This window comes from Metabacillus niabensis (genome assembly GCF_020524345.1).
Classification (GTDB): Bacteria; Bacillota; Bacilli; order Bacillales; family Bacillaceae; genus Metabacillus; species Metabacillus niabensis_B.
In genome coordinates, this window is the sequence record NZ_JAIVLH010000011.1 from 124,487 (window position 1) to 136,401 (window position 11,915).

The window sequence follows — 11,915 nt, forward strand, 5'->3', positions numbered from 1 at the left end:
TCTATGTATGATTATACGTATTAATGTATCAACGCAATGAAGGACTTCTAAGACTTCAACATAGAATCGGAGGCACACAAAAATGAAGAGTTTATTTCACAAATGGAACCAACTCAGCTTGGTAACTCGTATTATTGTGGGGATTATCATCGGTGTTATTCTTGCTTTAACTGTCCCTGATGGAGCAAAATGGGTTACGATATTTGGTTCTTTATTTGTAGGTGCATTAAAATCTGTTGCACCTGTATTGGTTTTATTTTTGGTCATGCATGCCATCTCTAAGCATAAGAGCGGCCAGCAAACAAACATGAAATCTATTATTATCCTATATATAATTAGTACATTTCTTGCAGGTCTTGTCGCTGTTGTGGCAAGCTTTATCTTCCCTGTAACCCTAACACTTAAGACAGGGGCCGAAGGATTTGAACCACCTAGCGGCATAACCGAGGTACTTCAGACATTGCTCTTTAACATTGTCGACAATCCTGTTAATGCTCTCATAAATTCTAACTATATCGGTATTCTTGCATGGGCTGTCTTACTTGGCATCGCATTAAAGCATGCACCTGACTCAACTAAAAATATGCTTGCTAGCTTTTCAGATGCCATTTCTCAACTTGTAAAGTGGATCATAAATTTAGCTCCGCTTGGTATTATGGGACTTGTGTTTGAAGCCCTTGTAACTAATGGGTTGTCAGCACTGCTTGATTACGGAAAATTATTGTTAGTTTTACTAGGCTGTATGTTCTTTATCGCTCTTGTTGTAAACCCAATTATCGTGTTTATCAACATTCGCCAAAATCCATATCCGCTTGTATTTAGATGTTTAAAAGAAAGTGGAATCACAGCGTTCTTTACACGTAGTTCAGCAGCAAACATTCCTGTTAATATGAGTCTATGTGAAAAACTTGATTTAGATAAAGATACGTATTCTGTCTCCATTCCATTAGGCGCAACAATTAATATGGCTGGAGCAGCTGTAACAATTTCTGTTTTAACTCTTGCTGCTGTAAACACTCTAGGTATTGAAGTTGATATGGGAACGGCACTCATCCTTAGCGTTTTATCAGCGATTTCTGCCTGTGGTGCTTCAGGTGTAGCCGGTGGTTCACTTTTACTCATTCCATTAGCATCCAGCTTATTCGGAATCTCAAACGATGTGGCCATGCAAGTCGTAGCAGTAGGATTCATTATTGGTGTTTTACAAGACTCTTGCGAAACAGCTCTTAACTCCTCCTCCGACGTCCTTTACACAGCAACTGCAGAATACGCAAAAAAGCGTAAAGAAGGCAAAAGGTACGGAGGGACAGGTTCATTGTCCCATAAATAAAAAGCTTAGATTTGTTCTCATAAAAACTTAGAAAAAAAACCCCTTCACATACAAATGGTGAAGGGGTTTTCCTCTCTTATTAAACAACACGGTTTATTCAATGTTGATAAACCGCTACAGTTTTTATATAATCCTATATCTTAAATATATTCAATTTTACATAATTGCGAAGACCATAAGATCGTAATAAAAAGGAGAAACAACAGATACAACAAGCTAACCACCCGAAATAGTCCTTTCTTTGTTTGAAAAGGTGGTCGGATCACCATTATTAGGATTGCAGGAGAGAACAATGTAAGCAGGAAATCTTCCACCCTAATAAAAACCATACAAACAGCAGTAACTATAAAAATAAAAAATATGGCTATATAAGCTGTACTATTACTTCCAGTACTTTCTTCTTCTGTTTCATTCAACAGCTGATCTACCTTTAATTTTTTAAATAACACTTTTTTCACTTCAAGAAGATTCTAAGGAGAACTAAGACTTATCACCAATCTAATGGTGAAAGCCAGTTCTTCTAATACTATATCACCTATAAGCTAAGCTTTATAAAAAGGTGGAATTCGAAGCCATTCCCGCTGATCCAAATACTGTTTGACAACTAAACCGGCTACTGTTTTCCTATAGATGATTTTTGAGAAAATTAATCCAACATCGGCACGAATTGACTCCGAAAGTCCTCTAGCTGCATAATTGATCCCTTGGGAAAGATTAAAGGACATTAAATTTGCCAATTCTTCATCGTTTAATTTTGCCCCCTCCGGTATACTTTGAAAATCTCCTAGTGGTTTTTCTGGAGTTGAATTTGGTAATGGGACGTTTTCCTTTTTTAAGAATTCAATAAGTTCATCTCTTATCGGGATATGTAATGTTTCCCTTGTATCCTTCAAGATTCTTTTCAACTCTGGATCTTGAGCTAGATTAATCCCGAGCTCTTCATTACGTAATGTTGTTTCAGTACCTAAAAGAAAAAACCACAGGTTTGATACTTCCATTACAGTCAATGGTCTTTTTTCTCCGTCCATAAAAGGTGCAAATGCATCATGAATCACTTCAAAAAATCTCATATATTAAATTCCCACCAATCCTTGGATATAATTTGTTATGGTGGTATTTTTTCCATTTTATTAGGAAAAATGCTAATAAAAATAACTTTCCATTAGTTTTTCAGCAGTACGTACAGCTAACGCTTGTGTAGTAAGAGTCGGGTTTGCTCCACCCAAACCATTGAAGTGGACACTATTATCAGCAATATATAGCCGCTTTACTTGCAATGATTCACAATTCTCATCAACAACAAAACCTATTCTCATCGTGCCCTCTATATGAATCATCATGCCAGGCGGCCAATTTGACCATATAATTCTTTTTGCTCCTGCTTTACGTAAAAGGTCCGCAGCTAATTTCATCAACTCACTGCGTTTTTTAACTGACTGGAAAGTTGGAGAATATTTCACGATTGGAACAGGCCCATTTTCATCACTAATCTGAGGATTTACAGTCACTCCGTTCCACCGATCGACATCATCATCTGTTGATACTAAGATACTTAAGGATCTACGATAGGCGTCCATCCATTCACTTAACTCATACCCATAGGGACTTCCCTTCACATCCCATGGATCACCAGGTTCAGGAGAATGTAAGAAGGAATATCCAGATTCACTGATTCCATAAAAAGAAGCTGTTAAACCAGGACTCATCCCCACTGACTGTAATGCACCCAAACCTGGATAATCCAGCCTTGCTCCACATGTATTTCCCACAAACGGATTAATTTCTGTATTTCCAATGATTGAGAGTAAATCTTTCCCATCAAAAATTCCAGTTACCCAGTCCATATAATGATTGACTAACCCTCTCCCTACCCATGGATTTTCCGGTAATCCTGAATTCATCCAAAGGCGCGGACTTTCAATACTTCCGGAAGCCATCACAATGACTTTTGCTCTTACTACTTCCTCTTCCCCTGTCCATGTATTCCTTATTTTTACCCCATTGGCCCTAAGCCCTGTGGCTCCATCTTTTTCAGTAAGGATTTTAACAGCAAATGCATTAGGACGTATCCTAACATTTCCTGTTTTCAAAGCTAAAGGGACATAACTTACATTTGTTGAACGTTTTGCGACTTTATCTACAGATGGTCCATTTGAACATCCATTGATACAATGTCCAGCAAGTGTACATCCCTCCATCCAAGATAGTTGTTCATTTGAAATAGTAGGATTATTGATCTTTTCATTGGGAAGTAAAATGGCGTTAGGCTGCGGTCTATAACCTGGACCTGTCACATCAAGTGTAGGGATCATGAGCAATCCGAGCTTTTTGGCTCCATAATAAAATAATTCCTCCTTAGCAGTTACAGGAGCGAAATTAACCGGTAATGTAGCTTCTACATTTTCATAGTAAGGAATAAGTTCTCGATAAGATAGAGGCCATTTATCATCAATTGCAATTGGATAGGCACGGGGACAATTGGCTGTATAGACTTGGGTGGTTCCTCCAACCCCAGCACATTGCCAAATCATTCCCTTCTGGCTACTCGTCCGAAACCACTGGGCCCGTCTGCGGTCAGCCGGCCCCCAACGATATCTCCCAGTAACCAAATCATTCATGTTCATTTCATTTTGATCTATTAATTGTTTATATAAAGCGACATCCAAATCTGCTGGTGTAGAGCTATATATATCTCCAGGTGCACCATTTGGATTTGGCCACCTTTTATTCCCGTACCATGGTCCCGCTTCCAGGACTAGTACGTTCAATCCTTTTTCTCCCAATTCCTTTGCAACAACAGCTCCACCTCCGCCTGCTCCAATGATAATCACATCCTGATAGTCCATTATTTTTTCTCCTTTTCATGTGTGATATAGGCTAAGAACCCCCGAAAGTCACGGTATGCATAAGTTGGACCTGGATATTTGGCCTGAATCCATCCTGGCGGAAAATATTCTACCCTTCTCTGATTTGGAGGACATTGACTGGTTGTTCCGTACCCGATCCATTCTGAATAGAAGCCAAACATTGTCAGTTGATTTAATACAGCGGTCATTTGCCGGACGAGATCAGGATTATTCTTATAAGGAGGTTTTACATAGTCAATATTTATTTCAAGTTTGTCAATGAGAGTAAGCGCCCTTAAGCGGTCTAAGGGTGATAACTTAGAAAACAATCCGCCATGAGGAAATCTTCTAAAATTTAGAGGGGATACATTTTGACAGGTTACAATCAAGCGAGCTGCTCCAAGATCCAACAGTTCAGCTGTAGACAAAGCCATTGATTGCACATTAATTTTCAATTTTACAGGATAAGATATTGAATGATTCAATATCCATATCACATATCTATAGACCTTGAATTCCAATGCCCCCGGAAGAAAAACAACTCCAAATGGATCTGCCAAGCATGGAGTTGGTGGAATAATAGCATGCACTAGAGCCTGGAAGGTGGATTTAATATAACAATTAACCCTTCTCTCACTTCCTGTAATCTCCATTTTCCACCCCTTTTCAAAAATTCCTTCCCATCTTAGATATTATTTATGATTTTGTTTTCTATGTCAGGAAGTTTTAAAGTACAACAGGTACTTTGACCCACAATATAGATAACGCTTTCAATAACGCTATCCATATTTTACTAAAATAGTATTATTTATAATTAAAATTCCTAACATTTTATAAATATTCAGTTTTTTGACAAAATAAACGGATAAAATATATTATATTAATAGAATAAAGGAGGTTGTAAGATGTCAGACATAAATAAACAGAAAATTGTGGAAAGTGTTCCTCAAAAAGGATTTTTTGGACATCCTAAGGGATTATTCACTCTTTTCTTCACAGAGTTCTGGGAGCGTTTCTCGTATTATGGAATGAGAGCTATACTCGTTTACTATATGTACTATGAAGTGTCAAAAGGCGGATTAGGTCTTGAAGAGAGCACCGCTTTAGCAATCATGTCTATTTATGGATCACTTGTTTATATGTCGGGAATTATTGGCGGATGGCTCGCTGACCGGATATTCGGAACATCAAAAGCCATTTTTTATGGTGGAATCTTCATTATGCTAGGTCATATCTCCTTAGCAATACCTGGAAACTTATCTATGTTCTTTGTTTCTATGGTCCTCATAGTAATAGGAACAGGCTTACTAAAACCAAATGTTTCTAGTGTTGTTGGTGATATTTACAGCGAGACTGATAATCGTCGTGATGCCGGTTTTAGTATCTTTTATATGGGGATTAACTTTGGTGGTTTCTTAGCTCCACTAATTGTTGGAGAAGTTGGAATGAAACATGACTTCCACTTAGGCTTCAGTATAGCGGCAATTGGTATGTTTTTCGGATTACTAGTGTTTGTTTTTACAAAGAAGAAAAACCTTGGGTTAGCTGGTACGGTTGTTCCAAACCCACTGTCACCAACTGAAAAGAAAAAAGTCTTTGCCACAATAGGAATAAGTGCTGTTATATTAGCAGCAATCATTGCGATTACTATCTCAATGGGCATTCTTACTATTGATACATTTGTTGCTCTTATTGGTATTTTAGGAATTTTAATCCCAACAATTTATTTCATTGTTATGTACCGCAGTCCAAAAACAACAGCAACCGAGCGTTCTAGAATTATCGCATATATTCCGCTGTTTATTGCGGCTGTTATGTTCTGGGCAATTCAGGAACAAGGATCCACAATCCTTGCTCATTATGCGGATAAACGTACAGATTTGGAGTTTTTAGGATTTACGATTTCTCCCGCTTGGTTTCAATCATTAAATCCATTATTTATTATCATCTTAGCACCGGTTTTTGCTGGTCTTTGGATGAAACTTGGGGACCGTCAGCCAACAGTTCCTCAAAAATTCTCACTTGGATTATTGTTTGCCGGTTTATCCTTTATTGTCATTCTTGTGCCTGGTGCTTTAACTGGTGAAGGTGCATTAGTTAGCCCATTATGGCTTGTTCTAAGTTATTTCATTGTCGTACTTGGTGAGCTATGCTTATCACCTGTAGGGCTCTCAGCTACGACGAAATTAGCGCCAAATGCCTTTTCAGCCCAAACGATGAGCTTGTGGTTCCTTTCAAGTGCAGCTGCCCAAGCGATTAATGCACAAATTGTAGGCTTCTATACGCCCGAAAAAGAGAACCTTTACTTTGGTACGATTGGAGGGGTAGCTATCGTTCTGGCGATCATTCTATTCCTGTTTTCACCGAAAATTCAGGTATTTATGAAGGGCGTTCGATAAGATTTTAAAACAAAAGGTGCAGTTCTGATGAACTGCACCTTTTGTTTATTCAGCATTCAGGCTTGTTTTTTACGTGGTTTCGGTTTGTGATATAAACCGAGTTCTTTCTTTTCTTTCGTTAATGAGCGATACAGAGAAATCATCATTAACACAATGATAATTGAAAATGGGAATGCAGCAGCAATTAATGAATTTTGCAGAGCTTGTAAACCACCGCTATATAAAAGAATTAATGCTACAGTTGACTGTGCAACTCCCCATGTTAGTTTCACTGAATTTGGTGGTGTAAGTGAACCATAAGTTGTTTGCATTCCCAACACAAATGTTGCTGAGTCGGCAGATGTAATAAAAAATGTACAAACAAGTGTTATGGCTATAATGGACAGAAGTGTCGACCATGGCATTTCACTAAATATCGCAAATAAGACTTCCTCTGTAGCAAAACTTGTTAAATCGATATTCCCCGCATTTTGTACTTCAATCGCTGAAGTACCAAACACAGCAAACCAGATAAAGCTTACGAGTGCCGGCAGTAATAAAACACCAATAATAAATTCTCGAATGGTTCTACCTCTTGAAACACGGGCAATAAAGATTCCAACGAACGGCGACCATGAAATCCACCATGCCCAATAGAAAATGGTCCACCCGTTAATCCAAGAACGATGTTCCTCATTAAGTGGAGCAATTCGGAAACTCATCTGTACAATATTTTGTATATATCCTCCTAATGTATCAGTGAACATATTTAAGATAAGGATTGTAGGACCAGCAATAAACATTAAAACAAATAAGGCAATTGCTAAGACCATGTTTGCGTTACTTAAATATTTGATTCCTTTCCCTAAACCAGTTGAAGCTGAGATCATAAAAAGGACTGTAACAATCACAACGATAATTAATTGTACCGTGAAATTAATTGGTACGTCCCATAATAATGACAAACCTCCATTAATTTGCGCTGCACCAAACCCTAACGTTGTCGCAACCCCAACTACAGTGGCGAAGACTGCAAGAACGTCGATAACTGTTCCTAAAGGACCTTCCACTTTTTTCCCCAACACAGGTTTTAATGTAGCTGAAATAAGACCTGGCTCATCTTTACGGAATTGAAAGTAAGCTAACGAAAGGGCTACAATTGCATAAATGGCCCAAGCATGAATTCCCCAGTGAAAGAAGGTATATCTCATCGCCTCTTTATGAGCAGCAGCTGTTCCACCCTCTGCTAACGGTGGATCCATAAAGTGGGAAAGAGGTTCCGCAGCTCCCCAGAATACAAGACCAATCCCCATTCCGGCACTAAATAACATAGCAAACCAAGAGCCTTTTGAGAATTCGGGCTTTTCATCAGGCTTCCCCAGTTTAATGGCTCCAACTGGACTAAAAATAAGAAAAACACAAAATACAACAATGATTGTAACCAATATTAAATAATACCAACCAAAAGCTGATGTCAGAAAGGCCTGCAGATTCCCAGTAGCTTCTTCAAAACTTTCTGGCGCTGAAACACCAAATATTACTGCTGCAAGAACAATTGCAACAGTGATCCAAAACACGTTTGATACTTTTTTCATCGAATGTTCCTTTCTTTCATAATCTTTTTCTTTAGAAAACTTCGTTATTATTACTATTCCCTTAATCACGACAACATTTCCATCAGGAGATGATTTCTTAATCACCACTGATTTCCAAGGTGTTAGACTATGTACTTAATAAAACGTTATAGATTACCGGATCAAAAAAATGTTGACAAAAAAGAATTACCTATACTACCTTAACATAAATTGATGCCTTTTTCCGCTCATAGGCATATTCTTTGTTTTTTTGTGTTCTCATCATTCATCTCCATCACAAAAAAGAGCCAATCCATAATGGATTAAACTCCTTTAGCTTTTAAACGGTCATCTTCCAGTTTGTTAGTGACAACCAATTTTCTTTTTCCTTATAATCAGGCATTATTTTCCCAACCAGTCGCCAGAAGGAACGATCGTGGTTTAAGTGGACCATGTGACACATCTCATGAACAACTACATAGTCAATAACATCCTGTGGCGCCATTGCCAATCTCCAATTAAATGTTAAATGAAGTTTTGAGTCACAGGTTCCCCAAGTTGTTTTACTGTCCGTAATACGAATAGAACGAGGTTTTGGTTTGAAGTTACTTTTATAATAAGAAACACTTTTTTCTACTAATACCTTACACTGCTGATAGTAAAATCGTTTTAAAGCTTGTTTATATTTATCATCATCAAGCTGCTTCACATAGACATATAGGTTTTCTCCTTCAAACACAACATGATCTTGGGTGATCTTTACATCATGTATGATGTTTATTGGATAGGTTTCTCCTAAATAAAGAAAGCTCTCACCATTCTCATATACTTTTTTCTGAGGTCCCTTCATCCTCTCGCTCTTTTCTTTTACTTTTCGCTGAATGAGATCCCAATTTTCCTCTAATGCCCAAAGTATTCTTTCATCAGGTGTCTTTTTCGGAGCCTGCACTTCAATTTTCCCAAAGCTATCAATGGAAATACCTATAGATTTCCGGTTTTTGTACTTTATTTCAACATGGATTGTTTCACCTAAGTATGTATGGATCATGTCATCACCTGTATTAAAAATTAATTTTTTACAAATAACCTGTCACTTTAAAAGCAACAGGTACGTTAGTGAATAGTATACACAGTATACATCGCCTATGGAACAGGTGGATAATTCAGATGAGCCATACCAAAATATGTTCTTTAAAAAGCAACTGTATGGTTCTCCATATCAGAATCCTGCAGCTGTTGTTTTGCAAGCTTTTGGTATAAATCATGATGTTTAACTAATTGTTGATGTGTGCCAATACCCGTAATATTCCCCCCATCCAAAACAACAATTTGATCAGCGTCTACAACAGTTGATAACCGATGTGCTATAACAAGCGTGGTCCTACCCTTCATTAAATGTTGAAGTGCTTTTTGAACAAGCAGTTCTGATGCGCTATCCAAATTAGAAGTTGCCTCGTCTAATAAGAGAATCTTCGGATCACGTATTAATGCCCGGGCGATTGCAACTCGCTGCCTTTGTCCACCTGATAGCTTTATCCCCCGTTCACCTACCTCTGTATCAAATCCTTGTGGAAGCCGGGAAATAAATTCTAATGCATTTGCGAGTTCTGCCGATGCTTCAATTTCCTTATCTGACACATTTCTTTCCATACCATACATAATATTATCGCGAATTGTCCCTGACATGAGCGGGCTTTCCTGAGATACATAACTAAATTGACTACGCCATGACTTCAAATTAAATTGCTTTATATTTGTATCTCCCAGTAAGATTTCACCTGTATTTGGTACATAAAATCTTTCAAGTAAAGCAAATAATGTCGTTTTTCCACTGCCACTGGGACCGACAAATGCTGTTGTTTTTCCAGTGGGAATGGATAATGTCATTTGCTTCAGTATAGAGTCACCTTGTTTATAGCTGAAGGAAACATCTTTGAAATGAATATCTTGAGAGGAGTTCTGGACTACTAGGTTATCTTCACTTGTTTCTTTGTCAAGCGAAAGGATGAGTTGAATTCGTTCGGCGCCTCCCATCGCCTTCTGAAATGCTGTAAAAAAACCTGCCATCTGACTAAAGGGAACAACAATTTGAAACACGTAAATAATAATCGCTACAAGAGAACCTGCAGATAAAGCACCAGATGCTACGCGAACACCGCCATACCCAATTAATAAGACAAGTACGACCATCATAGTAAATGACATTAAAGGAGAAATAACCGCAAGGATTCGTGCCTCCTTTAATCCATATTTAAATAAATGGTCTATTCTTTCATCTCCTTTTGCTTGTTCTGTTTTCTCGGCATGAAATGCTTTTACAAGCCGGATATCAGACAATACCCTCCCTAAATTTGCAGAAAAACCTGCCATTTCATCTTGAGTTAGCTTTGAAACTTTATACATCTTTTGTCCAAGTGGCATGATAATTGCAATGGATATTGGTACAGCGATGAGCATAATCAATGTCATTTTCCAATCAATAATAAGCAGAATAACAATCGAGCCGATAATGGTAATTAACCCAGATATAAACGTAATTAAGTGCTGAGTAATGAGCGTTTTGATCGTGTTCGTATCCTGGGTAATCCTGCTCATCGTATCACCCGACTCTTGTTGATCAAAATAAGGGATGGGGGAATGAAGAACATGCTTCCAAAGTCTTTTTCTTATTGAAGCTACAATTGATTCTCCTATATAGGTCATAAAATAATAGGATAGGCCTGATGAGACAGTTTGTAAAATAAATGCAAACAGTAATAAAAAGATAATGGACAATTCTAGAGTAGATTGGGAAAGCTGATCAACCAATGACTTTGTAAACAGAGGAACAATTAGTCCTGCTCCTGTCTCAAGCAGGCTTAAAATAGCAGCCACATAAAAAATTTTCACAGGCGGCTTGGAAACTTTAATTAAGGACCAAAAAGCACGAATATGATCTGCTCTAGGAATACTCTTTTGTTCCATCTCCATTGCTTAGATTCACTCCTTTCCTTTTTAAATAGGCATTTAAGGCACTCGCGATCCAATCTTCTTCTTCGCTAGAGAACGGTGAATGGAAAAGCCATGTTTCATCCTCTACTTCTTTATCAGCAATCTCTTGAACAAAAGCAAGATCATCTCCCGTTAACTCTTTTACAAGAGCCATCATCTCACCAATGAGTTCTTGAACACGATCATCTTCCGGAGCAAGGTCATTTAATTTTTTTAATTCTGTTGATATTTCGACCCACTTCTTTTCCAGTTCCAATTGCTTACTCTCAGGAACATCATAAATTACTTCAACAAGCTCTTCATCTATATATCCTTTTAACCATTCCTTTTGCTCATGTTCCATTTGAATAGTATTAATGAGTGTAATAAAAACAGAAGGGACTATTTCCTTACGATCTTCTAAAACATGGAGAGCACGATCCAATGCCTTTATCACATTTTCAATATGTTCTTTCTTTTTGATCATTTCTTTTCTTTGAAAGGAAAGAGTGTCCATTAAGTCCCATGTTTCTTTTTGAAAAAACCCCTTAATTTGTTCCAATGAATATCCTAAGTATTTTAATGTAAGGATTCTTTGTAAAATAACGAAATCATGATTTGTATAAAAGCGTCTGCCCTTTTCTGTTACATAAGAAGGCTTTAGTAGACCTAACTCATCATAATAGTGTAACGTTCTGATCGTTGTAGCTGTTTTCTTAGAAAACTCGCCAATTGAGTAACTTTCTTTCACGAATGATCCCTCCCTTTAGGTTCTATCATTATCATAAAACCTTACCTAACGTGAGAAGCAAGTGGA

At 37.7% G+C, this 11,915-nt stretch carries 9 protein-coding genes; 2 read left to right on the top strand and 7 right to left on the bottom strand.

The window, feature by feature from the left end; genetic code table 11:
* Positions 1-82 precede the first annotated feature (82 nt).
* Positions 83-1,330: a serine/threonine transporter SstT gene (gene sstT / locus LC095_RS13595; protein WP_226528657.1), complete on the top strand. Its 1,248-nt coding sequence runs from the start codon at positions 83-85 to the stop codon at positions 1,328-1,330.
* 542 nt (positions 1,331-1,872) lie between these two features.
* Here the strand turns inward: sstT and LC095_RS13600 are convergent.
* From LC095_RS13600 to LC095_RS13610, 3 genes are all read right to left on the bottom strand, one after another.
* Positions 1,873-2,400 (bottom strand): DUF3231 family protein, encoded by a 528-nt coding sequence (locus tag LC095_RS13600; RefSeq protein ID WP_226528658.1) that lies wholly within the window; start codon positions 2,398-2,400, stop codon positions 1,873-1,875.
* A gap of 72 nt (positions 2,401-2,472) precedes the next feature.
* Positions 2,473-4,176, bottom strand: coding sequence for a GMC family oxidoreductase N-terminal domain-containing protein (locus LC095_RS13605; RefSeq protein ID WP_226528659.1), 1,704 nt, complete (start codon positions 4,174-4,176; stop codon positions 2,473-2,475).
* Entirely contained in the window at positions 4,176-4,829 is a 654-nt protein-coding gene (locus tag LC095_RS13610; RefSeq protein WP_226528660.1) for a hypothetical protein, read from the bottom strand. The genes LC095_RS13605 and LC095_RS13610 overlap by 1 nt, the downstream gene beginning before the upstream one ends.
* Before the next feature lie 252 nt (positions 4,830-5,081).
* Here LC095_RS13610 and LC095_RS13615 point away from each other — a divergent pair, with 252 nt between their 5' ends.
* Positions 5,082-6,575: a peptide MFS transporter gene (locus LC095_RS13615; protein ID WP_226528661.1), complete on the top strand. Its 1,494-nt coding sequence runs from the start codon at positions 5,082-5,084 to the stop codon at positions 6,573-6,575.
* 56 nt (positions 6,576-6,631) lie between these two features.
* Here the strand turns inward: LC095_RS13615 and LC095_RS13620 are convergent, their stop codons facing one another.
* From LC095_RS13620 to LC095_RS27070, 4 genes are all read right to left on the bottom strand, one after another.
* The gene (locus tag LC095_RS13620; RefSeq protein ID WP_226528713.1) at positions 6,632-8,149 is read right to left on the bottom strand and encodes a glycine betaine uptake BCCT transporter; all 1,518 of its coding nucleotides are present in this window, start codon (positions 8,147-8,149) and stop codon (positions 6,632-6,634) included.
* Between the two features lie 319 nt (positions 8,150-8,468).
* Entirely contained in the window at positions 8,469-9,176 is a 708-nt protein-coding gene (locus tag LC095_RS13625) for a M48 family metallopeptidase (RefSeq protein ID WP_226528662.1), read from the bottom strand.
* 143 nt (positions 9,177-9,319) lie between these two features.
* Entirely contained in the window at positions 9,320-11,092 is a 1,773-nt protein-coding gene (locus tag LC095_RS13630; protein WP_226528663.1) for an ABC transporter ATP-binding protein, read from the bottom strand.
* The gene (locus LC095_RS27070) at positions 11,070-11,849 is read right to left on the bottom strand and encodes a MerR family transcriptional regulator (protein ID WP_226528664.1); all 780 of its coding nucleotides are present in this window, start codon (positions 11,847-11,849) and stop codon (positions 11,070-11,072) included. Before LC095_RS27070 ends, LC095_RS13630 begins: the two co-directional genes overlap by 23 nt.
* Positions 11,850-11,915 lie beyond the last annotated feature (66 nt).

Coding starts and splice junctions, on each gene's coding strand:
- sstT (WP_226528657.1), top strand. CDS start 83: ATGAAGAGTTTATTTCACAAATGGAACCAACTCAGCTTGGTAACTCGT.
- LC095_RS13600 (WP_226528658.1), bottom strand. CDS start 2,400: ATGAGATTTTTTGAAGTGATTCATGATGCATTTGCACCTTTTATGGAC.
- LC095_RS13605 (WP_226528659.1), bottom strand. CDS start 4,176: ATGGACTATCAGGATGTGATTATCATTGGAGCAGGCGGAGGTGGAGCT.
- LC095_RS13610 (WP_226528660.1), bottom strand. CDS start 4,829: ATGGAGATTACAGGAAGTGAGAGAAGGGTTAATTGTTATATTAAATCC.
- LC095_RS13615 (WP_226528661.1), top strand. CDS start 5,082: ATGTCAGACATAAATAAACAGAAAATTGTGGAAAGTGTTCCTCAAAAA.
- LC095_RS13620 (WP_226528713.1), bottom strand. CDS start 8,149: ATGAAAAAAGTATCAAACGTGTTTTGGATCACTGTTGCAATTGTTCTT.
- LC095_RS13625 (WP_226528662.1), bottom strand. CDS start 9,176: ATGATCCATACATACTTAGGTGAAACAATCCATGTTGAAATAAAGTAC.
- LC095_RS13630 (WP_226528663.1), bottom strand. CDS start 11,092: ATGGAACAAAAGAGTATTCCTAGAGCAGATCATATTCGTGCTTTTTGG.